The organism is Spirosoma sp., from assembly GCF_026391055.1.
Classification (GTDB): Bacteria; Bacteroidota; Bacteroidia; order Cytophagales; family Spirosomataceae; genus Spirosoma.
In genome coordinates, this window is record NZ_JAPLET010000003.1 from 17128 (window position 1) to 41196 (window position 24069).

Below are 24069 nucleotides of genomic sequence, written 5' to 3' on the forward strand. Positions count from 1 at the left end.
ACTCATCTTGACTGAATCAATTCTAGTGCACTTGCTACCTTTACCTTGACAGAATGTAATTGGCGTTAACCGTCCTAACCCTTGAAGTCTTAAAATACCCTCCTCCTTTAGACAAAGGACGATCATGATTGGGCTCCTGCCTGAAACGGCAAAGTAGTCATGCATCTGCTCATTGATGCGGGGGTTAATTGGTCAGTTATTTCAATATCTGTTAATGACTATGCGTAGCATACGACCCCTTTAAAAAGGACAACCCCCGGCTACCTCAATCAATGACCAGGCGCTGTACTTTGCCATTCACTTCACTTAGCTTTTACAGCTCTGAACACTGACACACTTACCGTCTAACCACGCCTGGCGCAAGTGAAGCACCACTTGGTTCAACCCTTCCACCGTAGCGGGTTTGGTAATAAAGCCGTCCGCTTTCAAAGCTATCGCCTCTTGGCGGTCAATAGCTTGATCGGAGGTTGTTAAGATAACAACGGGCACAGCGTCATACCTTGCCTGTTGCCGCATCAAACGAAGGGCCTCAAAACCACCCATAAACGGCATGTTAAGATCGAGCAAGATCAAGGTGGGTAAAGCAACACTCGTTTCTAGCGCTAGCAGGAGCTCTTCGCCATTAAAAAGGGCTTTCAGCCGACACTCCGGGCTTTTTGGTTGAAGCTGGCTTCAACCAAAAAGCGGTCGTCTTCATCGTCATCAACTAAGAAGACGCATTCGGTAGTTAAGGATTTCATGATACAAGTCGGTCGGTTAACTTATTTTAAGACGACAGATGGCTAACGAAGTCATAGTAAAATAGTACAATAATGTTCACGTAGTTTCATAAGACTACGTTGTACTTTAGTAAGCTACGTTGTATAACTACCATCCTGTAAAGCAGTCTGAGAATTTAGTAAGAAAGGCAAAAAGCACATCGTATGTCCAACTGTCTTAGAAGAAAGGGGTAAAATAGATTCCATGTCCTCGCACTGAGCCTTCGGCTTCTATGCACTTTTAAGTGGTGCAGCATAAAGATATGAGCGTTTTTACGAGACACTTACTTTTTACGATCTATCTAATACAATTAGTTGCATACGTCCAGTGAACGTCCGGGCGGGGGTTGCTAAACTGTTGTAGGAAGCAGCCGGCCATTAGAACGATTCAAATGCCTGGCAAATCATCACCACTTTATCTCTATGCTCCTCTCGACAGGGCTCCTCAATATGCCAGTAAAACTGATGGTCCCGCGTATCGTACACGCCTAACACGTCCCTCCTCGGCTTTGTCGATAGATTATAAATTCGGTCATGGACCTCGTACTCATCCTCAATCGGAAGGGTCCTATATTGGCTATCTTGACGGTAGACGATATGGTAATGGGTTTGTGTCATCGGATCCTTCTGGGTTATGAGTTCATCTGCAGGACGCCTGAACGCTGAGCGACATACTGCAGAGGGTGATTAGGAAAAACGGCCAGCCCAAATTTTTTGTAAAGGAAGTAAGAAAGATTAGCAGTAGGTTGGTAGTAGGTAAATAGATTAAAGCCGTACGAAGTACTGTCAGTACGGTCAGGTTAATGACAAACCGACCAGCTTCTACCCCATTGGATGACGAGCCTCTAACGGCTGTTCACCACAATTATTTAGTGCGTTTAAGCCGATAGAATTTACGGCGGCATCGCTGACATTTGTACGCGCGAAGAGGCAGAAAAAACAGCACCGAACGAACCACCGCTCCTCTTGACACCCGCTCGATGGAGATTTGTTCTTTACAGCGTGGACAGTGTATAATTTCCAGCTGACTATCAGCCGTGAGCCAAGAGGAGGTTGGAGATAAAGAGACGTTATGACCCATTTTTACCGTTTTTAAGTACGCTTAAGGTTCGTAAAATTATTTAAAAACACCAGTTGCTATCTATAATGTTAACAGTTTTTGGTAAAAAATAAATTAGGTGGTAGTTATATGCTCTATTTGAGAGATGACTGTTCAATTCTTCATAGCTGCTGTGCTCAGCATAATACCTTCTTTTCAGCAGTAACAAATTACGGTTTAACTATTTTTCGTTGGGTGAAAAACCGCATATAGATGCCTCAGATTGTGTTTTGTTTGCCTATCTTAACGTAATTATTTATCTGTGAGGTACCAATTAATTTATGAAATTATATGGCCGGGCTTTCGCCCGGCCACATTCGTGTTAGGCCGATACAACCTCCTGCTCAACTTCTTCAGTTACATTATTTATCACATAATTGACAGCTTTTTGAGCTTGCCCCGATGCCCGGAAAATAAGCGTTTTGTCACCTTTTAAAGCTGACAACCAATTTTGCAGGTACGCAGCTGCATTAGTCAAAAGCCGGTGGTCCGTCAGGTCAAGGCCGCAACTGCTGGCTAAATAACAGGCTCCAATTTCAGCCGTCAATTCCTCTTTCGCGTAACGCTCCCCTCCGAAACCATCCGAATGAACTAACTCCTCCCGGTTCAGGCGATCGCGGTGGCCAGTTGAGTGAATCAGTTCATGAAATAATACGCAGTAATAGGCCTCAAGGCAATCGAAAGCTGTAGGACGGGGCATATTGACGACATCTAAAAACGGGCTGTAATAGGCACGGGATGGATCGACATGCACGATTTCGGGTGCATTTGAATAACCTGCATATAAGGCATCACAGGCATTGTAGCTATACACTTCGTCAAGGGCATCGGGTATTTTCAACTCTGGCAAATCAATTGTTACCCCTTCTACGTCGGCCACGTTAAAAACGAAATAATGCTTAAGGAGCGGGACGCCCACCTTTTTGGTTTTGGTCTCGCCTTTGTTATTCGTTACCTCCTTTTCTTTCTCCAGAACGCTCCAGAAAACAACCAGATTACCCGGCGCACCTTTACGGATTGTACCACCCAATTCAGCAGCTTGCTTAAACGTCAGAAAGTACGGGCGTTCATACGTTGCGCACCCTAGCAGTACGCTGTTTATCCCTGTATATGGACGTTTGCTGATGTAATTTTGAGCAACTTCGACCCGGCCATCTTGCAGGATGCCCCACCGTTTACGCCAGGGGATAAAGCCTTTTTCAAGTTCAGAAACGATGAGGTCAGTAACACGGGCGTATAGGTCGGACGCGACCCCGGTCTTATTGCCTCGCTGTGCGGAAGCCTTTGCATTTTGCATTATAGTCGCCCGATGTAACACGTCGGTGCAGCGCAATTAGAACACTATAAAGATACGGCACTTTTGGCCTCCCTACAACATATATAACTGACATACAGAAGTTTATGCGAAAGCCTTCGCCCCCTTTCGTCTTTAAGCTTTGTATCTCCAGTGGCAAAAGGTGTATGTGCTTTAGTGTTAGCGTGCATCGTGAACGGAGGGCCACTCTTCAGTGGCTATCCGGGATGTAGAATTAGGTCATACGGCTCCGCAGCTCGCAAGGAGTGGTATGACCCGTGAAACGCGTGTGCTGCCCGCAGAAAGTTAAAACGCCTGAGTCAGATGCTATCTGGCTCAGGCGTTTTTCGCTACCTATATCTTTTCGAGATACTCGACGCTAACTTCTGCTTCGCGTTGTTCTTGGTCGATATTGACTATAACATTGAAACGACTATAGCCGGTCACGATGCCGGTGGAACCAGTACTAGTTAACCGCACTCGGTCACCAATGGCTGGTTTTGGGGGTAGTGGTTTATAGAACCGCTTAAAATGTTTGCAGTAAGTTAAACCAAGTTGCCCGGCACGGTTGAACAAATAGCGCCACGCCTGCCAGTACTCTTCACCAGCAAATTTCCACTCATACCCCTTGACCAGGTCTTTACCTGCCACGGTCAGTTGGTTGTCTTTGTTCATACCTGCAACCCGAATCCTGAATTCTTCCAGCGTTCTGGCGAGTGGGGTAGGAGCGGAGTAGGCTGCCCCCTGGGAGTTTTGTGTGTTGACCATTATTTTGGTTGCCTAACTCCAAAAGGGAAGACCGGTCCGTAGATAGGCGTTAAATGGTTTTAGTGATCATTCATGGTAACTGTATCAAAATAGCCCTGAATCATGGGGACCAGGTATAGATCGATTGTTTCACTGTCTATACCCGTATACTGACTAACCTGCTCAATCCATGCTTGTCCGATCTGCGCATCAACCCGATAAGCGGCCAAACGAATCAGCTTTTCATTCCCTGCTACAAGGCATATCAGGTCAGCCGGGGTAATGGCGAAAACTGGGGCTATTCGGGCCATGTGAAAGGCCACGTAAGTAGGGTCTGCAGTTAGTCGATTCCATAAATTTGCTTGTGCTGCTTCCATGGGCTTGAGAGTTACATTTTAGGTGTGAAGTTCTCATCAACATCATTCACCAAATCGGTGGGGGTGTACGATAGTACTAAACCCGTTATTCGCTCAATCGTAGAAATCAGTTCCTGCGCCTGTATATGCTCAATGACTATTTCGGTAAACTGCTGATGGTTGATAATGAAAAAGCTAACCTGATAGCCTACTCCGTTCTGCTGACCTTCCACCCGAATCGATGTAAATAGGGTGCCTTTCAATTTCCATTGCAACGCATTCTTCCGGTTATCTGGCTTCAACGTTGTTGCCTTCATTCGAGCGAAAGCAACCTGACCAATTTGATTATAAATTGCCTGGACACATGGTTTCATTGCCTGTCTCGGTTGGCAAATAGAATAGTTGCCGTTCATAGCTGAGAGTATTGGCCGCCAACTCGACGGGTTTGTTGATAAAGGAAAAACAAGGTGGCTTCGATGGCTTTACCGAATAGCCAATCCGCTTCGTCTGGGTCACATTGGTGAGCCGGGTTTTCTATGTCGGCGGCTTCTAGTCCCCGCCACATATCAGCATCAGCAAAAGGGTCAGAGAACACAAATCCCTGCTCCCGCGCCTGGGCAATCAGGTCGCGATTCAGGCGGTTGTCAATACCCCGCCTTATCGGGCATGTCGCTACTGAATACATCATGGATTAGCCCGATGTAACACGTCGGTGCCGCGCAATGGGAACACTATAAAGATACGAAAACAGCGCCACCCCTACAAGCTATTTAACTGAATTATAGTATTTTACACTAAAACCCTGATCCCTTTCGTCAAGTACTTTTGCAGTGTTTTTTGGTTGCTTTAGCCGTGTTTTTATCGTGGCAGGTGGAAGTGTGCGTGCCAGCAGGTTTTCGCCATAGGCGATGTCCTGCTACTAATTAGTTCGCATGGTTCACTAACCGACAATAGAAGGGAGGGCAGTGGTACGAACCGTGTAAGGCAAATTTTATTTGTATGCCGGGTGTTCCCCGGCCTACTGTGTTTCTTTTCTTACTCTGCCAATACCGCTTCGACTTCTGGCTCTGATTCGGCCAACATGGCTTCTTGTAACTCGGCAATCTCCGTTTCCAACTGAGCTAATTTTTCGCTGTGGCGAAACGGTTCATTAACCTTTTGCAGAAAAGCTGCTTCGTCGGCGCGGGCTCGTTCAATTCGTTGCTGACATTGCGCGGGCAAGTGGGCAGCATGGGCCACCGACTGGCGTAAGGACTGAAACAAACCGGGACCACTCATTACTTCGCCCTGCAAACTGCTTCCCCATTGATAGGTAAATACGTACTCGTTCCGAAATGAAACGGGGTCTTGCCGAATCTCGCCGGTCAATGTCAGAGGTAGCCTGTTTACCGTAACGATTGCCTGCGGTGTCAACCGACGTTTTAGCTGGCCGCGCATTTTGTCCAGCATCTGTTGCACTGGTCCACCAAACTTTTCGGTATGGGTTTCGCTCTCAATTATCACCTCATTTACTCTGTACTCTTCTCCGTCAGTAATAAACCGAGTCTTTAGTATGGCGCTCTCTGCCTGGAGCGTTGGCAGTAGAGGCACCTGCACCGACAACGTACGCCGGGCGCGTTCTACCTGCATCTGAGCATCCAAAACGTCCCGTTGCCAGTTCTTACGAGCAGTCAGCAATCGAGACAAATCAAGTTGTTTAGCGGCATAGGCTAAGGCATACTGACTGCCCGAAAGGGTTGCCATCATCTGATCGAACGACATAGCAGCAAAATCATCATCAGCCGAAATGTCATTCATACCCGGGCCGCGTTCGGCATCGTCGGTCAGATGCCCTTTTAGCACTTGGTTAATGAACTTTTGTTTGATCGCCAATCGTCCGTAGGCAGTCGCATCGAGTGTTTTATCAACGCCGTAGGTAAGAATTTCAATTGGCATATTCCAGGCGGCATGTGCGTTCCCCTGACGGATGATACGCCCATTGCGTTGCTCAAAATCGGTCGGGCGGTTCGGCGCGTCCAGGTGATGCAAGCCAACTAGCCGTTCTTGCACGTTAACCCCAACGCCCATTCGCTCGGACGTACCCAGCATTACCCGAACGTCGCCCATTCGGACTTTGGCAAAAACAGCTTCTCGTTTATCTGCTTCGGCAGGGCAAACGGCCACCTCACAGGCCGGAATACCTTCGGAAACGAGTTTCATTTTCAGGTCGTCGAAGAGATTAAACCGAGCCCCAACACATAGTCGCTCGTCTTCATCAGCAAATAAGTTTGCCGGTGACTGGTATACGTCGGCAAAAACCAACTGAGTACCCTTATATGAATCAGAGAGCTGATACAGCCTTAGAATCTCCGCTGCGGCTCGGTTTAGCTTTGAGCCTGGCTCGTCTTCGTTGCTGGCGTTCAACAAGCGAATGTCTAACGTAGCTTTTCGGGCCTGCCCAAAGAGTACCAACGGCAAATGGCTGCTCTCCCGCTTCTCACTGCCTGTTAATCCATCAAACCACCGTAGCCGTTCACGAATCGCGTCTAACTCAGCCTGTACGCTTTCGGTCTGTTGTAGTACTATTTTCGTAAATCCACCGTCTTTCAGCGTCGGCAAGGTTTGGTCCCTCTGAAACTCGACTACATCATCATTTAGCACCACATCAACATGAGCACGGTATAACTCTGACAACTGACGGACATTGACAAACCGGGCAAACCTTGAAACAGCTTTAAACTGGCCGGTAGTCGTTAACTCGAATGAGGCAATTAGCTGTCCGAATGCTCCGGCGAATTGGTCAAACGTGGCAATCCGTGCTTCATCCAAGCGGTCAGGGGCGATAAAACGTAACATTGTCCATGCCTCGGCCATTGTGTTGCTGATTGGTGTTCCTGTAGCCAGTACAACCCGCCCTTGCCGGGCCTGCACCAAGCGGCATTTAAACATCGCGCTCAATGCATCCTCCGATCCTGCCGGGTCAATGCCTTTGATGCCGCGCCGGGACGTAAAAAAGCCTAACCGCTTGTATTTGTGGCATTCATCCAGAAACAGCGCGTCGATGCCCAATTCATCAAACGACAGGATGTTATCTTTTTTTCGGTCGGCTTGCCGCAGTCTCCGGGCTTCTAACCGCAACCGCAATTCATTCAGCCGCTTTACTAATGACTTCTTACTCTTGTTCGGGCCGCGTTCGGTCTGCCGGGACGCTGCGGCAACGGCGGCTTCTACCCGGTTTATTTCCTCCTGCAAAAAAGCCTGTTCGCTGGCCGGATCGTCGGGAATCAGCTTGAGGAAACTTTGCGGAATAATAATCCCGTCGAAGTGGTTGGTCGCAATTCGTTGCAGGAACCGTTTGCGTCCCGATGCCTCCAAATCGCTCCGTTGTGGCACATACACAACCGCCGACGGGTATAACAGCCGCCAACTGCGGGCCACATCGTCAACCGTTGAGTTCTGCACGACTAACAGAGGTTTGCGGGCAATACCTAGCCGTTTCAACTCCATCGCCCCGGTAATCATCGTGTAGGTTTTTCCGCTACCTACGGCATGGGCCAACATCGTATCCTGAATCTTGATGCGCTCAACTGCCCGAAACTGGTGGTCACGTAATGAAATGGCGGGGTTAGCTTTTGGGTACTGGCTGAACGATGGCCGGGCAAAACGCCGGGGAACATGCGTGTTATACAAGCGGTTAAACGTCTCTTCAATGACAGGTTCATAATGCTGTCGGGCAAAATCAACGAACAGTTCATTCAAACGTTCCTGCGCGGCAATCGCCTGGCTCGTTGCTTCTACGTCGCGAACGGAACGTTCTTTACCATCCTGGGTAATGGTTTTGGTAATTACTACACTCCGGCTATTTAAGGCAGACTCAATCAATTGTAGGGCCGTTCGGTTTGACGTACCCAACGACTGGTTCAACGATGAATAAAAATAGGTTGGCGTTTCTATCTCGTACTGTCGGCTACGGTTGTTGTAAATAGCCGTTACTGCTGGCAGTTGTAAGGTCTCCTGAATAAATCGGGTTACTAATTCATCCGGCAACCACACCGACCCTAAACCAAATGATATTAACGCGGCCGGAATCGTCGGAGGAACGATCTGTTCCAAAGCGTACACATTGGCCTGATAAATCGGCTCGTGACGGGCTTTCTCTTCGGCTAGGGCTAATTTCTGCCGAATGTTACCGGATAAGTAAGCATCCCGGTCAATCAGACTGCCCGTTACAGAGTCAATGAATCCCAAACCGGCGGCTAACAACTGTTCAGTGACATCAGCAACTGACAACCCAAGCCAACCGGTAATGGCCGGTAATGTCAAGCTTCCATAAAACCACATTGATAGATTCACCGCATCGGTTATTGACGCAGCCGAAGTAGGATAGGAGAGGGCTACGTTTACCCGCTCCCGGAAAATGGTCGCTTTTTGTAGAACCTGTTTCCCGTTAACTTTTTCAGGAACTTCTAACGCCTGAACACGGCTGAATTGACCATCAAACGTTTCTAAAAATGACAGATGACGGTTGCCCGTTAACGGACCAAAGAAGGCGGCAAACTCATCGTATAGTGTGTTGAGGTGGGTACGCAACACGGCAATCTCCCAATCGTCTTTTCCTTCCCGTTCGGCCTCTAACAAGCCCGTCAACGTATCGCGGAGCCGAATGTATTGCCGGATAATAGTTGCCTGACTGTACGACCGGCCTTTTATACGTACAACACCTGAAAATAGATCAGCTAGTTGATTTTCGGCTGGTTTCTCCGTTGGTTGTCCGTTCTGATTCGCCGACAAAAAACCCCTCGGTAATTGGTTGATTGCACACGCTAACCGTTCCACCAACTCAGATGGTTGTTCCAAGTAAAGGGTTGGCCGGTCTGCTCTGTAAAGTCCACCCTTGCCCACTTCATCGGCCCAAACCATTTCACCCAGCATCAAATCTGGCCGCCCGGCGAAGTATTCGTTTACAGACAAATTACTGGTCGTTTCCTCTCCTTCCGCCACTACGGTACGGCTCCGAATACTTATGGTACGTTCAAATGAATGACTGGCAAACTGACGGTTTACTCCGTCCCGCCGTTGCAGAAATAGTACGTCAGTCGTTACGCTCGTACCGCTATGGCTCTCGAACGCGCAAGATGGTAAACGGATAGCTCCAACTAATTCTGTTTCAGCCTGACGGGTTAACCATTGCCGGAACTCAGCCCCGCCCTGATCGAGCGTGCCCGACGAGGTAATAAGTGCCAACAAACCACCCGGCTTCACTAATCGCGCCGATTTGCCAATGAAATAGTTATGAATTGGGTAGGCAGATATATCGGAGTTTTGCCGGTCATAGACGCTGTAGGCTCCAAAAGGTACGTTACCAATAACAAGGTCAAACGAGCCGTTAGTTAGATTAGCTTGCTCAAACCCGCCAATCTCGACGGTAGCATCTGGATACAGTAGTTGCAGAATTAGCCCAGCAATCGGGTCTTTCTCCACGGCAACCCATTCGGCGCGGTCGTTTACCGAAGGGGGCGAAAATCCCAAAAAATGCCCAATACCTGCGCCTGGCTCCAAAATGCGGCAACCTGAAAATCCGAATTGGTCAACGGCTTGCCAAAGAGCGGTAATAAGGGTAGGGGGCGTATAAAAAGCCGTTAAGCATGAAGCGGCTGCGGCTTGCCGTTCCCCCATCGTCAGCACTTCGTCAATAACCGACAAGTAGCGGCTACCTTCCTCGAACGCAGAAGCCAAACCACCCCAGCCCGAAAACTGCACCAATACATCTTTCTCGTTGGCAGTAGTTTCCCGGCTCTCTTTGGCAAGGTGCCTGGCTAACTGGATGGCTTTAACGTTAGCCTTTATACGTTCGCTTACCGTCCGGGTGTGGAACGTATCAGCGGACAGTTGGTAATTTCGGCTGTTTAACCCCGACTCTACACTCGAAAATGGTAAAATGACATTGGGTTTGTCGCTCAAAGGATCGCCCGGTAGACGCTGTATTAAGTCGTCCCCGGTCTGCGATAAAGTCAGCACATTGGCAGATGAGACAAGCCCGAACAGACTAAGCTGGATACAGTTGGGCGGGCTGACCGTATGCAGGTCAGCGGGGATATGTCGGCGTTGACGCATCCTGGTTTTGCCCGAAGTAACACGTCGGTGCCGCGCAGAAGTAACACTATAAAAATACCGCTTGTCAGGCGGTATGGCAAGGTTTCAGGAAGATATAGTCGGAGCCTTCGCCCCCTTTCGTTATCCGATTCGTCAACGTGCATTAAAGCATTACAAACGTCGGTTTTCCTAAAAAGTAGATTAAGTACTTTAGGACTCCCTACCTATTCATGAAACAAAACACCTTTCTTTAAAGCCACATTACAGAGCTGGATTTGGTCATTAACTAACCCAGCAAGCTGATTTGTATGCTACATCTTTAATAGAGCGCCACTCTAGGGCTTAATCATTGTGTTGGTAAAGTAGTACATCACGGTTTACACTGGGGTAATCTATACGAAAAAATACCCATCGGGTAGTCTTAACTTCAACTGGAACAATGAATTGGGCGAAAACCTACTTTTATCTTGCTTTTAGATTTGGATAAAGCATCACTAATAATTGATGATTGTCAGCCTCCGTAGTTTTGCCTGTCTATTTGATGGCTAGAACTCCCTCCCAGGTACAATCATTATTTGGCTAGGCTCGTGCAGTAGTTGATTCACAGGATGTTGTATGTGAAGTTAATATCGAAACCAGCGTCTTCCTTAAAGCAAGATAGAAGTAGGTTTTCGCCGTTGGAGACTGCCAGGAATCTTGCTAAATTTAAATTTTCAGCCTACTGCCCGCTGATTTTGTGCTTAACTAGTGTGGCTGATTTGCAACGAGCTAATACAAACTGCATCATAAATCGCTGAATTGTATGGTCTGTATGGTTGATAGCCCATGATTTTGACATTATCATTACCGATAACGAATTGGGCAGTTATCAACTGCCCAATTCGTTAAAACCCATTTTTAGCCTGTAAATCTGTAGAAACCGACTTTTATCTTGCTTAATGTATCAGGCTATTTTGATCATAGGCATGCAGTAGGACCTACAACTCCCGGATTGTATTTGCCACATCGGCCAGGGTGTTAGCACCTGCAACCTCCTTCGTTTCGAAAACCATGAAGTACCGGTAGTCATTGCCTGCTTTGCTTCGCCATAGGTTACCTAGGCGGATCTTCTCGGCCGTGTCCGTATTATCCAAGTGATCGCCTTTGGTTTCGACTACAATGATCTTACCTCGCTTGGTAACGATAATAAAATCAGGATAATGGTTGATGAAGCCGTTTATCGAGAAGCCTCGACCACGTTCCAGATTCCGGGTCCAGAAGGCAACGCTCTCCAGATTAGCGATGGCATCGATCACTTTCTCCTCGAACGAATTGATTTTCCCCTCTCGAACATAAAGTGACTTGATGAGGTCCTTACCCGTCTCAGTTGGTGAAATAGTAGACGGGAACGGGAAAGAAGGCCGTAGAAACAGTTTATCGCGGTCCAGCCAGAGTCCGAATGTCTTCTCGGCGTAAGTAGTTGTTAAGGCATCAATCTTGGCTTTAATTCGCTGGGTGTAGCTGTATTCCTGAGCTATCAGATCCTGAAATTGTTCCTCCGTTAAGTCTTCCAGTACCTGACGCACGTACCACTCTACGTCCTTATCAGAAATGGGCTTGAAATTGCCCAGCCGACGCATCATCTGACTTGTCATCGACTTGATTTGACCGTCGCGGGTTTGATTCGGCAGAATGTTGGCCAGCAGCGCATCCTTGATCGATCCATCGATATGACTGAAGCGGGGTGTATACTCATTCTTGTTACCTTCTTCCAGATCAACTTTATACAGTTCCGAATCGACGCTGCCAAAGTCGATGTTGCGGTCTGCTTTTCTCAGGTTAAAATCGGCTAGCAAGGCTTCTTTCTTCAGCAATACTTCCTCATCACCAAACAGACCCGTAGCTACCCGTTGATAAAACTGCGGCAGCTTTATGGTGGCGGCCAGCGCCTGAAACTGATCTTTGATTTTGTACTTGTCGACCAGATCAGCCAGGGCAACCGGTAAGGGAGAGGTTTCACCTTCCATTTGTTTCACTCGTTTTTCAAATTCGTCGGCTTCGTCCTGTGCCTTTTTAACAATGTCGTCAATAACCACATCGGCAGTTGTAGGCGTATCGCCCTCCGAGCCCTGTACATATTGAATGTTGGCCGGGTCAAGATCATCGGCAGTTGGGGTAGGGGACTCCGTCGGTACGGTCGTACCAGTTCCTGCTGGTGTAGTTCCCGGAAAAGTCAGCAGCAGTTCGAGTGGATCGCCGGTTGGCTTTGCTTTCTCCGGTTCTGTATTCTCGTCGATAACCCGGTAATCGCGGGCGCTAAAACCGGCCTTGTTCAAGCCATTAACAATGTGTTGCAGGGTTTCTCGAAACTTAGACGAAGCCGTTAGTACGAAGCTTAGATTCAGCAGCGGTGATTTATGCTTCATGACATGGGGTTGCCGCAGCACCCGCCCTAGAATCTGCTCCACGTCGACCGCCGAGGAGCGGTCGGCCAGCGAAGCCAAGATGTAGGCAAATGGGCAGTCCCAGCCCTCTTTCAGAGCATTCACGGTGATGATATATCGGACCTGGCAGTCCGATGCCATCAGGTTGATACCCTTCAGCTCGTCGGTGCTGGCCGTTTTGATTTTGATCTGTTCACTGGGTATACCCGCTTTGATCAGCGTTTCTTTGATCTTCTCAAACGTATGGTTATCCTCCGCTGTCTTTGGCTGGGCCTGAAACAAGACAATAGGCCGGATGTATCGACCGCCCTGTTTGCGCTCTTCGGTAGCCAATAGTTCGAGCCGGCGTTGCAGACTGAGCGCCGAGTTGATTACCTCGGTGCGCTCGCGCTTCTGGTTGTACACAATCACCGGCAGCTTCACCATGTTTTCCTTCTTCAGCTCCAGGGCGTCGACAAAGCTGATAATGTTGCTATTCTTGCGGGGGGTGGCCGTCAGGTCAAGAATGAAGGCTGGGTTCAGGTTTCGCAGCATCTCTACGCTCAGGTCGCTTTCGGCATTGTGACTTTCATCGACCACAACTACGGGTTGCAATGACCGTATGACGTTAATGACCGCCGTTTCGTCGATGCCTTCCAAGACGTGGCCGTTGGTGGCCTCAGCGTGGGCAAAACTCAGGTTACTGCCGTTTTCCTGGAAGAGCTTCCGGTCTTCCTTATTCTTGGCCCGTAATGAGTCGAAACTCATGACAATGATGCTCAACTGCCCCTGCACGGCCGTGGCATTAAACCCGGCACCACTCAACAGGGCTTGCTTGTCGAACACTTCGACCCGGTGTTGAAAATGCGAGTTGATCTTTTGCCGATAGGGGTGATCCAGATTGCGCAGGTTTTGAATGGTTTGCTGTAGAATCGCATTGGACGGTACTAGCCACACGACCACGTTGGCTAGTTGCGCTACTTCGCCCTTGCGCCCTGGCTCGATTTTATCGAAAATTGGGCGCAGCGCATTGCAGGCAATAAAAGTTTTGCCCCCCGCTGTAGGCACCTTGATACAGACGTGCGGCACGGGATAGCCGCCCGGCGACTGCACGTTGTTTTTGTAGGGTTCGACTATGGTGCCGGGAAATGGCTTGTAGCCTTTATCAAGCCAGAAATCATAGAATGAGTCACGTACCCGGCCATTGGTGCGTTGTAATTGTTCCAGAAATAAATTCAGGTCGTTAATCACGCCCTGTTGGTACGATTTAAGCTCCATATAGCACTGGTTGAGCGGGGCAGTTACAGCCGGGTAATATCGCGTGGAATTTTCTTGAAAATGATCTGCTTTTGCTGCAGGTACTCGTCGGGCAACAGACACGAGTCGGCGTAGACGATGTATTGTTCCGCCCGCGTCAGGAACTTACCCAGCAGGTCGTAATCGAGGGTTGTGGTGGCCTCGGCCTTGTAGCAGAAGTAGTATGCGGTGCCTTCATGCACACCCAACCGATATGGCTCTGGCTGGTGCTCATCGGGTAGGGGTAGGGATATACCCTTCGTTTCTGTAAACCAGATATACTGCCGGATCTTATTTGTAGGCACCGCTGGATTCAGATTGCCACTATCATCAAAGAGCCGTTCGCCAAGGATGTAGTAGTCAAAACTCCCCCCGGTGCCTTCTTTGTCGGCATACCCGTTCATCACCCGACGTACCCGCTCTGCGGTAATGGTTTCCGCATAGTCTTCCATTTCCACCAAGATGAATTTCCGGCTACCACCATCTAGTTTGTTTAGGTTTAAAACTGCATGAGCAGTCGTACCGGAGCCAGCGAAAGAGTCAAGAACAACATCATTTTCACCTGCTGCTAATTGCAGAATACGTTCAATCAATTTTGAAGGCTTAGGAGTTGCAAACGTCTCTACATCATGCAATACCTTATTCACTTCTTTCTTAGCATCCTGCGTATGTCCAACATCGTTGTAAAACCAGAGTGTTTGTGGCACTATTCCACCCTGAACTTCTGATAAGAAGCGCTTGATTGCTGGAACTCCGTTTCCATCTTTTCCCCACCAGATCCGATTGTCATTGTGTAAGTCCCATAGTTTTTCCTCCGAGTATCGCCAGTAGTTACCTTTTGGTGGCCCTTCAATTATTCGTCCACTTGGTGTTTTGATAGGATACGTACCTAAACTGTAAAAATTACGAGCTGACAGATCTCCAGGCTTCCAAGGTCCTCGATTATCATTATCAGGGTTTTTGTAACGACTGATTTGTTCTGCATTTCGCGACATCAAATTCGGTCGCCACAACTCACCATTTTTACCATATACCAGAATAGAGTCATGATCTACCGAGAAATGCTTTGCGGAATTTTTAGGGCTATAATTCTTCTGCCAAATTATATTCGAAATAAAGTTGTTGCCACCGAATATCTCATCACAGATAAGCTTAAGGTTTGAGTACTCATTATCGTCGATTGATATCCAGACGCTACCATCATTAGCTAATAATCTATACAGCAAGACAAGCCGAGGGTACATCATACACAGCCACTTATCATGTCGACTGAGGTCTTCGCTTTCCTTTCCCACTACTTGGCCAAGCCACTTTTTTAACTTCGGGTCATTGACATTGTCGTTATAAACCCAGCTTTCGTTTCCTGTATTGTATGGCGGGTCAATGTAGATGCACTTTACTTTCCCTTCATACTGTGGCAGCAAAGCTTTCAGGGCTTCTAGATTGTCGCCGTGAATGATTAAATTAGTTGGCTTCTCTGGCTGCGTTTTATTCTCCTTCCCAAAAATTTCCGGTTCATTAATCGGTTTCTCCTCAGCCGAAAAGGTGTATTGTTTGTCAAGTACGCGGTAGGGTACGTCGTGATGGTGATTGATAACTTTTTCTTTACCAATCCAATGTAAACTCGGCATAAAAAGGGCTACGACCAGCTATTTATAAGATCATCAAAAATAGCCTATTTTGCGCTATTTCTTCGGTTATCTTGTCGGTAGGCCGGTTGTTTGGCTGTATATTGATGATCGTTATCCCCCTTTCCTACCTATGCAATTTACGGAGTTGATTACCACGTTGGCCAATGTGCATCAGCGACTTAGTCAGCAAGCCATTCGCCAGGCCGACCAGTTAATGACCCTTCGTAACTGGCTCATTGGTTTTCATATTGTCGAATACGAACAGCACGGCGATGACCGGGCCACATACGGGCAGAACCCAATACCGAAGATCGCACAAGCGATGAAGCAACAGCAGGTACGCGGCTTTTCCGATCGTAACCTGTACCTGTTCAAAAACTTCTATCTGGCCTACCCAAACATTTTGCAGTTCTTAACTGCAAAATTTCAATTACCTGATTTTGAGCAAATTGAACAAAAGGCACTAAGCCGATACGTACCACCAGCCAACGTACCTGACATTAACTACGCGCTCCTGTTCGAGCGGCTTACGTTCACCCACTTTGTCGAGTTGCTCAAGGTCGATGATCCACTTCGCCGACGGTTTTATGAAGTAGAAGCGCTCAGAAATGCCTGGAAAGTACACGAGTTGAATCGAGCCATTACCACCCTTCTGGCGGAACGAACTGGCCTGTCGACCGATAAATCGGCGGTTATCTCGCGCGTTAAAGACGATCAGCCAGCTGGAATATCCGACTACATCCGGAATCCCTACCTGTTGGAGTTTCTGCAGTTCGAGGAGAAAGCCGAGTACTCCGAAAATGACCTGGAAGGAGCCATCATCGACCATTTACAAGACTTTCTGTTGGAGCTTGGGCGTGGGTTCTGCTTTGAAGCCCGTCAGAAACGAATCAGTTTCGACAACCGGCACTATCGGATCGATTTAGTCTTTTACCATCGAATCCTGCGTTGCCACGTGCTTATTGACCTCAAAATCGGCGAGTTCGATCATGCCGATGCCGGCCAGATGAATATGTATTTGAACTACTATGCCGACAATGAATCAACCCCTCACGACAACCCGCCGGTGGGACTGATTCTCTGCGCCAGCAAGAACAACGCCTTAGTCAAGTATACCACCAGCGGTTTGGCCCACGACATCTTCGTATCGCAATATTTGACCAACCTGCCTGACAAAGAACAGCTCCAGGCATTCATCGAGCGTGAAAGTCAGGGATTGTAAGGAGCAAGTAATGACAACGATTAATGATTGATCAGTGAAAGACACCAATGTAGAACAGGCTGAAGAGAACAACGCACCTTCTCATTTTCAACCCAGAAACTCCGTAGATGCTTATGAGCAGCTCATAGAGATCGTCAAAAACAGTAAACATAGTATGGCCAGTCCACAGACTATTTTAGGCTTGCTACGTCCATTCTTGATTAATCCAGACCGTGACACTGAATATGTCAGTACGATAGTGGGTTTGTTCAGTATATCTGTTTTCTGGGAAGCAATTCGGCATACACCGCTCAGACGCCCCATCCTATGGTTCCTGAGCCGGGGAAAGCGAAATGAATCACTGCTAGAAATTCAAGGAAATTTGCTGAATCAGCTTCAAACACTGGAGGAAAACCTACGGAAGCGAATAAAACCTGGTAGTATAGATCTACACATCAACCCTGTCCGTTACCTCGAAACACCAGTTGGTTTTGGCATTGATGGCTACCATAAGTATCGGTTACAGCTACAAACTTTGGTAGAAGAGACCAACGATGATTTACTACAAACCGTATCGGTAGCCATTGAAATAACGACCCCATCTGCTGGTATAACGATAGAACGTATGGTTCCAGAAGCTGGATTCTCTACAATCGGACTCAAAAAGTCAATTAGTAGTCAATCAAGCCATCAAAAAGTAATTGGTGAAAAGCGAATTGTGTCTGGTGAAATGGCTAGTGGTATTGTAAAAGGATCAGCAATAAATGAAACCACTTATTCGGAGCAACAAACTCAAGGCTTAGTTTCTGGAAATGAACAGTCGAGTTCGCAGGTTGAACAATACCAATTTGCTCGTAAATTCTCCAATAAAGCTATTTGGAAGATTATAGCTGGTGTAGGTCCTACTGATGTTGGTGGCCTAGAGTACACGATCGAAGTATTAGTACCGATTTCAATAACAGCAATAAGTGTTTCAATAAAAGCAACCATAGAATGGCAAAATTCAGGGACAGTTGGTACTGAGCTAACTTGTGAAATTAAACTGCCAGCAACTAATTCAGGATCGCAAACGGTTTGATGTTCACTTATACCCCCTTTATGTTACTGGTAAGTATTGCCAGCACACTAAACTCGTCAAGGTTCATCAAACAAATCTAACTGGGCCTGATCACTCGTTGGCGTTAGTAAACCGAACGTTTCCTGGCTTTCTAACTCGGGCCGTGGCCGAGCGTAAAGCCATTTAGGCCCTGATGTACTCTTGAGCGAAAACCGGTTCAGATAATTCTCAATCTCTTTATTCTGCTGCGGATGTACCCGATTTATTTCTGTCATGTTGACAAAAATAACGTTCTGTTTACTTTGGGTAATATTACCAACCCGATCACGGATATGGTGAAGCAAATGCTCTGAAGCATTGTCATACTCACCAGTTGGTAACAGGAATTTGTAACTAATGTACAAATAGGCATAACCCCGTTGGTAGGTTGAAACGGCCAACTCATATTGAGCTGATTGTTGCTGAACCTGCTGCCAGGCTTCTATCTCCTGTTGGGCATCATATATTTTGCGACGAGATTCAGCCTGGGCCAGTGGCGGTAAGTGGTCTATCTTATTCTGTAGCTGGTTAATTGATAATGACAAGCCATTAAGATAGTCATTAATATGTTCATCGCGTTCTTCTTCGGTGAGGTCATGAGGCTTTTTGAGCCAATATTTATGCTTACTAAAGAAACTCATGCGTACAGCTGGTCGGCCATAGTTGATCAGTTTCACGGTTTTGCATCCAAAGTCCCGCCAAGTGGCGAACTCGGCCATGTATTTACTGTCGACAAAGTGAATGTCCCCACATTCCTGCCAATTACCCTCTATGTCCCATTCATCTCTGTTGGGCTTCAGCTTTGGAACTTTAGTAATTTGCTCGGATAAGCCTGTGAGTAGGTACTGGTACTCTTTATCGGTGAATTTTGTCTTTTTCTTCATAGTGGGTGAGCAGTCGTTTTAGTATAAAGGTAAACGATTCTTTATTTTACCCTGAGAGTAAAACTAATTTTAAGGGAATACTTTTTCAATTTTTGATTTAAAAATTTGATCCCAAACTCATGAGCATACCTTCTACCTCAATACCCCTTTTGATCAATTACAACTTGTTTTTTTTTAATTGTTCTGAAATTGAAAACTTGATTATTTGATACTTGTAGGCCCTTTTTTATATAGTTAGCTCTCTATGGGACAACTAGTTGCGATGATTTTGATTAGCACAAAGCAAGATAGAAGTAGGTTTAGGCAAGATAGAGGTCGGTTTAGGCAAGATGAAAGTAGGTTTAAGCAAGATGAAAGTAGGTTCAGGCAAGACAGAAGTATCCACAATTGACCTCTTAAGCAAGATGGGAGTAGGTTTGAGCAAGATAGAAGTAGGTTTAAAGCAAGAAAGATATACAGTCATGATGCTTTAAATGTGGATTCTAATTAATTATATACTTGCCATTTTTAGTACCTGATAACAATATGTGTAGCATATTATTCGTTAAATTTCGACAAGTGCAGCTGGCAAAACCAACTAAACGCAAAATCTTAATAATCAGACATATAGATAAATAAAGCAATATAAAAGTAGGTTTACGCGGTACCGTAAAGCAAGATAGGTGCTTTACATATTGCTTTGGTAGTGATTATTCATATTTTTGAGCTAGACTTACCAAGGAATAACATGGGAGAACTCGTCCATATTCAAGAGCCGCTCCGGCTATTATTGTCTCGAAATAATTTCGATTTACTAGAAAGACGAGTGTATTGGCTGATACTCAGACACATTAAGCAGCTCCAGATCTTGAGACCCGCTGAGGTGGAAACCCTACCAAGTGAATTTCCGGCATTCAAGATTCCCATCACTGATTTACAGCTGCCTAATTCGTCTTCTGAGGTAAATTACTCGACTTACAAGCGGGTTGCCCAGCGACTTACATCCCGGCAGCTGTACCTTGATTCTCCCGCGCAGCATGAGTTTACTTCAGTAGTCGTTTTCCCGATGGCTCGCTACAGCAGGGGTGTACTAACGGTCGAGGTTAATAAGCACTTAGTGCCTTATATGATCGATCTGAGTAAGGGGTATACTAAGCTCCAGCTTCAGGCGGCTTTGTCTCTCAATAGCCAGTATGCTCAGAATCTATATACCAGGCTCTGTAAGTTCCTGGACACGGGTATTTGGCGGGTTAGCGTTACAGATCTAAAAGAAATTCTTGACGCCCAACAGTACGTTCGCTGGTCCAACTTCAAGCAGACCGTACTGGCTCGGGCGATGGAAGAAATCAACCAGAAGACGGATATCGAAGTTTTTGTTACCGAAAAGAGAGAAGGCCGCTTTATCACCACGCTGATCTTTACGATAAAGAGGCAGTCTCGTAAAGACAACAAAGCGTTTGATGCCTTCAATGAGGAAATGGACATGGTGTATGCTCAACCGACTGAAGAACTTCAGAGTAAAGCGTCCCAAGTTCTGTTACAACATTACCGATTTACCAGTGCCCAGATACGTGAAATCATTAGTAATGAGAATCTGCTACAAGAATTTATTCGGCTCGACGTGTTGATCCAGAAGGGGTTCATTGATGTAAAGACGAATCCAACCAGGTACATCGCCGGCATCTTATTTAAAAAACCGAAAGCTTCGGCTACCAAGTGAGTTAAGTGAATTTAGCACTCAACGATTATGATACGATTGACACTACCAAGAGCCAGCACGCTGATGTGTTTGCTTCTAATAGCCGGTTGTTCAAAAGAGAATGCCGGGCCAGCAATCGACTCTGCACAGATAGTCGGTAGCTGGCAGATTACCACAATTACGGCTGATCCTGCGGTTACCTCTCCTACCTATGGGACAACCACAGATGTTCTCCAGCTATATCAGCAAAACATTGGCAAAGATTGTGTCGGGCCGACTCGGTATAAATTTGCAGCTGACGGCGCCTTACAGCTTACAACCTCAGCCGATTGCCAGAACAGGTTAAACAGCCTTTTCGGGTTTACCTCAGCGAACTGGCGTACAACCGGTCGGCAACTACGCGTAGAGGGTAATTACGATGCGCTGTCCTACACCGTGACGGAACAAAGTCCTCAGACTATGGTGTGGCAACGAACGGAGTACAACTCCCCCTTTGACGGAAAAACTCATTTGTATACGATCAAGTTGTTAAAGCGGTAAGTTGGGTAGTCACAAGACACTCGAACAAAATCAGTCTATTTCACCGTCTTATAAATTATAGTTTGCGAGATTTGGTGAATAACCAAGATTTCACCAATTTTAAGTTCCAAGTAGATTCTCTCTTTATGGCTGATACATCCATCTCGCTACAGCATTCCCAAAACCAGAGAAGCAACCAGACCCTCGGCAAGACAATCACCCGATATACCGTTAGTCAACTGATTCGTTATTTTGCGGCCGACCTGCCCAAAGCAAGCAATTATCCCCGACATGCCAGGGCTTATGTAGCGTTTTGTCTTAAGCAAGGTTTTGGAATAGATGGATTAAGCTTTACCCGATTTACCACAGAGTTACCCCCTAACCGGGTATCGCCGATCCGTAAATTTTTACTATTCTATCAGACCATTGGTAGTCCAGCGGTCGTAGCCGACCCAAAGACCACTAAAATACCGCCAGCCGCTAATGAACTGATCTTGCGATTTATTCGCGAAGCAAAAAATTTGCGGGGTGACCGCTCCAAGGAAACCTACACCAAAGCACTAAATGCCTTCTTCATTTATGTTGATCAGCAGCTTGCGCAGGGTCAACCGGCCTCATTCAGTGGATTGACAGTTTCTGATTTTGTGCAGCAGCTGAAAGATAACCAATACTCTGCGTTTACCATAAACCTATATCTGTCGGCCATTAAGCAGTTAGCAGCCTGGTGTATCCGAAAACGCGAGGATATCAAGTTGGTCGAAGATCAACTCAATGCATTGCGAGACATTGGAGACGTAAGGGGATTGGCTATCGAGCGAACCTTTTATAAAGACAGTTTGGAATCCCAGGAACGGCAACAGGTCTTAGGAGATATTGAGACGGCACGGGATAGATCTGTGCTTGTTTTATTGGGACTGGAGGGGTTACGAACCGTTGAAGTAACCCGGCTAAAGTTGGGTGATTTAGACTTCGAAAAGCATCAGTTACTGGTGCTGGGAAAAGGGAAAAGCACAAAAAAAGCCATTAAATTTTTCGCCGGATGTCGTACGGTTATACAAACTTATCTGGAAGAAACAGGCCGGTGGCCCCTTCCCTACGGCCAACGTGGGGAGTATCTATTTGATAATCTAAAGACGTATCAAATACGATATATAGTCGATAAGCAATTGAAAAAACATGGCCTGAAACGAACAGGTATGTCTGCCCACAGTTTACGGCATACGGTAGGCCAACTCTTACTAGAAGAAGGTGTTAGTTTAGAACATGTGCAGCAGCATCTGCGCCATGAAACAATGGAAACTACCCAGTTTTATACCAAGAAAAAGACCCGAAAAACGTATTTCCAGCAGATGCCCGATTGATCTGATAATCAAGACAGAAAAATGATAACGTTGTACCCTACATCGTTCCCTTCACAGTTGCCCAATATCGAGGTTTAACTAAAGAGGACGGTAGCGTAACTACCCTGGTAGGTCTAACCAGTGGTTTAGTGTTTCGCTGACATCAGGATGTTCAGCAGCCTGAAAACTTAACTCCAGATCTAAAAGTCGCAGTGCCTGCTCAAAAATTAGTTTCTGCGCAATGGTCGGCACAAAATTGGGCTCGGCCAGATCACACGATAATTGATGCAAAGAGTCTACTCTAAATAAATAGGTTGATCCAGATAACATACTTTTCACAGCAAGGGTAGCTCGATTTTCAACATTCTTATACGGCACATTTGCTACAATTGCATCACAAGTTTACAAACAAATAAATTTATTTATCGGCTACCGGGCTAATCCGGCCGGATTTGAGGACAAACAGGGTATTTGTCAGGACAAACCCGTATTACCTATTCCCCGGTTGACAAAAGGACCACTGCGAAACGAATCAATTACTCTACTTGTTTTGTATATCTAATTGTTCAATCGAGTAATTCATTGTGAAGTCAGATCATTTTGCATTCTTAGGACAGAATATCCTGTTCCAACGTGACTCTTTATCCCTGTGTGTATCAACTAACGCTGACCCACAGGCTGCTGCGCTACTTCAACAGACGACCTACGGCACCGAAGGTATTCGCTACCGTCAACTGGGTCAGGAAATTAAGCTAAAGCAACTCCACCAGCCTAATTTCTTTCATCTTTACGACCAGACAGAGTTAATAGGATTATATTGCCTGGACCAGCGGCCAATTGATTTCCCGTGTGCCACGGTCAATAGCTATTACGGTCGTTACCTGGCCGTGCGTGACGATGCTCAAGGCAACGGATACGGACAACTACTTAAAACGACTGCGGTTAATTACATCAGCCAAAACGTTTCAGGTCCTCTCCTATTTTACTCATACATCGAAAGTAAGAATACTCGCTCCATAGCGGCTTCGCTTCGGGAAAATTTTGCGTCGGTGGCTCGACTTAAAACATTCATGTTCAGGCGATTCTCCCCCCATATCGATGAGCGTTTTAACGTGGTTTCAGTGGCGGATGCCGACAGCATTCTGAATGCAATCCGAAGGCAATATGCAACCTACGGTTTCAGAAATTTTTTGAACATTAATTACCGAAACCACTACTTTACCCTAAAAGAAAATGGCCGCATCGTGGCTGGGATTCAGGCCAATCCAATCGTGTGGAAACTGATCCATATCCCTGGTAAGCTGGGGCCATTTATCCGGTATATAGCCCCCTTTGTGCCAGGCCTCCGGCGGTTCTTCAACCCGTCGAGGCAGTCGTTTGTGGCTCTGGAAGGTGTTTTTTTTGAGGACGGACGAACAGATCTGTTACCCATTTTGCTGGAAAGTGTATTGTCCCATTTCAATGTCCATACCGCTATGTGGCAGATTGACGAAAAAGATCCACTGATTAACCAACTGAACAGCCGACAGATGGGCCGTCTCAGCCAGTTTCAGCCAGGGGTTACAACGCATGTTATGGTTAAAGCCGTTGACCTGCCTTCAAGCATTGACTTAGGCAGATCGCCAGCTTACGTTTCTAGTTTTGACTATTCATAAACCACGCCGATTTCGCCAAGCACTCATTACCCATTACCTCC

Annotated in this window: 16 protein-coding genes; 6 read left to right on the forward strand and 10 right to left on the reverse strand. The window is 46.7% G+C overall.

What is annotated here, in order from left to right; all coding sequences use genetic code 11:
- Nucleotides 1-306: 306 nt before the first annotated feature.
- The 9 genes from NT073_RS00300 to NT073_RS00340 form a co-directional block, all read right to left on the reverse strand.
- On the reverse strand, nucleotides 307-639 hold the full coding sequence (locus NT073_RS00300; protein ID WP_366107204.1) for a response regulator: 333 nt from the start codon (nucleotides 637-639) through the stop codon (nucleotides 307-309).
- Nucleotides 640-2179: 1540 nt separating this feature from the next.
- Complete coding sequence (locus tag NT073_RS00305) at nucleotides 2180-3154, reverse strand: zincin-like metallopeptidase domain-containing protein (RefSeq protein WP_297366971.1); 975 nt, start codon at nucleotides 3152-3154, stop codon at nucleotides 2180-2182.
- A gap of 351 nt (nucleotides 3155-3505) precedes the next feature.
- Nucleotides 3506-3919 (reverse strand): hypothetical protein, encoded by a 414-nt coding sequence (locus NT073_RS00310; protein ID WP_297366975.1) that lies wholly within the window; start codon nucleotides 3917-3919, stop codon nucleotides 3506-3508.
- A 59-nt stretch (nucleotides 3920-3978) separates the two neighbouring features.
- A complete protein-coding gene (locus NT073_RS00315) occupies nucleotides 3979-4275 on the reverse strand; it encodes a hypothetical protein (RefSeq protein ID WP_297366978.1) in 297 nt (98 codons plus the stop codon).
- A gap of 11 nt (nucleotides 4276-4286) precedes the next feature.
- Nucleotides 4287-4628, reverse strand: a complete 342-nt coding sequence (locus tag NT073_RS00320) for a hypothetical protein (protein ID WP_297366980.1) — start codon at nucleotides 4626-4628, stop codon at nucleotides 4287-4289.
- A 35-nt stretch (nucleotides 4629-4663) separates the two neighbouring features.
- The gene (locus NT073_RS00325) at nucleotides 4664-4942 is read right to left on the reverse strand and encodes a hypothetical protein (RefSeq protein WP_297366983.1); all 279 of its coding nucleotides are present in this window, start codon (nucleotides 4940-4942) and stop codon (nucleotides 4664-4666) included.
- Between the two features lie 347 nt (nucleotides 4943-5289).
- On the reverse strand, nucleotides 5290-10347 hold the full coding sequence (locus NT073_RS00330; protein WP_297366985.1) for a DEAD/DEAH box helicase family protein: 5058 nt from the start codon (nucleotides 10345-10347) through the stop codon (nucleotides 5290-5292).
- A gap of 956 nt (nucleotides 10348-11303) precedes the next feature.
- Nucleotides 11304-14006 (reverse strand): DEAD/DEAH box helicase family protein, encoded by a 2703-nt coding sequence (locus NT073_RS00335; RefSeq protein ID WP_297366989.1) that lies wholly within the window; start codon nucleotides 14004-14006, stop codon nucleotides 11304-11306.
- 23 nt (nucleotides 14007-14029) lie between these two features.
- Nucleotides 14030-15655 (reverse strand): site-specific DNA-methyltransferase, encoded by a 1626-nt coding sequence (locus NT073_RS00340; RefSeq protein ID WP_297366992.1) that lies wholly within the window; start codon nucleotides 15653-15655, stop codon nucleotides 14030-14032.
- Between the two features lie 130 nt (nucleotides 15656-15785).
- Between NT073_RS00340 and NT073_RS00345 the strand changes: the two genes are divergently transcribed.
- Both NT073_RS00345 and NT073_RS00350 read left to right on the forward strand, forming a co-directional pair.
- On the forward strand, nucleotides 15786-16877 hold the full coding sequence (locus NT073_RS00345; protein ID WP_297366995.1) for a PDDEXK nuclease domain-containing protein: 1092 nt from the start codon (nucleotides 15786-15788) through the stop codon (nucleotides 16875-16877).
- Nucleotides 16878-16911: 34 nt separating this feature from the next.
- On the forward strand, nucleotides 16912-17934 hold the full coding sequence (locus tag NT073_RS00350; RefSeq protein ID WP_297366999.1) for a hypothetical protein: 1023 nt from the start codon (nucleotides 16912-16914) through the stop codon (nucleotides 17932-17934).
- A gap of 56 nt (nucleotides 17935-17990) precedes the next feature.
- On the opposite strand, the gene NT073_RS00355 is transcribed toward NT073_RS00350, so the two are convergent.
- Nucleotides 17991-18836 carry a hypothetical protein gene (locus NT073_RS00355; protein ID WP_297367002.1) on the reverse strand — a complete coding sequence of 282 codons (846 nt, stop codon included), beginning with the start codon at nucleotides 18834-18836 and terminating at the stop codon, nucleotides 17991-17993.
- A 727-nt stretch (nucleotides 18837-19563) separates the two neighbouring features.
- Here NT073_RS00355 and NT073_RS00360 point away from each other — a divergent pair.
- The 4 genes from NT073_RS00360 to NT073_RS00375 all read left to right on the forward strand — a co-directional run bounded on the left by NT073_RS00360 (nucleotide 19564) and on the right by NT073_RS00375 (nucleotide 24028).
- Nucleotides 19564-20535 carry a replication initiation protein gene (locus NT073_RS00360; RefSeq protein ID WP_297367005.1) on the forward strand — a complete coding sequence of 324 codons (972 nt, stop codon included), beginning with the start codon at nucleotides 19564-19566 and terminating at the stop codon, nucleotides 20533-20535.
- Nucleotides 20536-20562: 27 nt separating this feature from the next.
- The gene (locus NT073_RS00365) at nucleotides 20563-21054 is read left to right on the forward strand and encodes a lipocalin family protein (protein WP_297367007.1); all 492 of its coding nucleotides are present in this window, start codon (nucleotides 20563-20565) and stop codon (nucleotides 21052-21054) included.
- Nucleotides 21055-21179: 125 nt separating this feature from the next.
- Entirely contained in the window at nucleotides 21180-22394 is a 1215-nt protein-coding gene (locus NT073_RS00370) for a tyrosine-type recombinase/integrase (RefSeq protein ID WP_297367010.1), read from the forward strand.
- 563 nt (nucleotides 22395-22957) lie between these two features.
- Nucleotides 22958-24028, forward strand: coding sequence for a GNAT family N-acetyltransferase (locus tag NT073_RS00375; protein WP_297367013.1), 1071 nt, complete (start codon nucleotides 22958-22960; stop codon nucleotides 24026-24028).
- The last annotated feature ends 41 nt before the right edge of the window (nucleotides 24029-24069 follow it).

Excerpts from the sequence above, each read along its gene's own strand:
- NT073_RS00305 (WP_297366971.1), bottom strand. The coding sequence starts at position 3,154 with ATGCAAAATGCAAAGGCTTCCGCACAGCGAGGCAATAAGACCGGGGTC.
- NT073_RS00310 (WP_297366975.1), bottom strand. The coding sequence starts at position 3,919 with ATGGTCAACACACAAAACTCCCAGGGGGCAGCCTACTCCGCTCCTACC.
- NT073_RS00315 (WP_297366978.1), bottom strand. The coding sequence starts at position 4,275 with ATGGAAGCAGCACAAGCAAATTTATGGAATCGACTAACTGCAGACCCT.
- NT073_RS00320 (WP_297366980.1), bottom strand. The coding sequence starts at position 4,628 with ATGAAACCATGTGTCCAGGCAATTTATAATCAAATTGGTCAGGTTGCT.
- NT073_RS00325 (WP_297366983.1), bottom strand. The coding sequence starts at position 4,942 with ATGATGTATTCAGTAGCGACATGCCCGATAAGGCGGGGTATTGACAAC.
- NT073_RS00330 (WP_297366985.1), bottom strand. The coding sequence starts at position 10,347 with ATGCGTCAACGCCGACATATCCCCGCTGACCTGCATACGGTCAGCCCG.
- NT073_RS00335 (WP_297366989.1), bottom strand. The coding sequence starts at position 14,006 with ATGGAGCTTAAATCGTACCAACAGGGCGTGATTAACGACCTGAATTTA.
- NT073_RS00340 (WP_297366992.1), bottom strand. The coding sequence starts at position 15,655 with ATGCCGAGTTTACATTGGATTGGTAAAGAAAAAGTTATCAATCACCAT.
- NT073_RS00345 (WP_297366995.1), top strand. The coding sequence starts at position 15,786 with ATGCAATTTACGGAGTTGATTACCACGTTGGCCAATGTGCATCAGCGA.
- NT073_RS00355 (WP_297367002.1), bottom strand. The coding sequence starts at position 18,836 with ATGAAGAAAAAGACAAAATTCACCGATAAAGAGTACCAGTACCTACTC.
- NT073_RS00360 (WP_297367005.1), top strand. The coding sequence starts at position 19,564 with ATGGGAGAACTCGTCCATATTCAAGAGCCGCTCCGGCTATTATTGTCT.
- NT073_RS00365 (WP_297367007.1), top strand. The coding sequence starts at position 20,563 with ATGATACGATTGACACTACCAAGAGCCAGCACGCTGATGTGTTTGCTT.
- NT073_RS00370 (WP_297367010.1), top strand. The coding sequence starts at position 21,180 with ATGGCTGATACATCCATCTCGCTACAGCATTCCCAAAACCAGAGAAGC.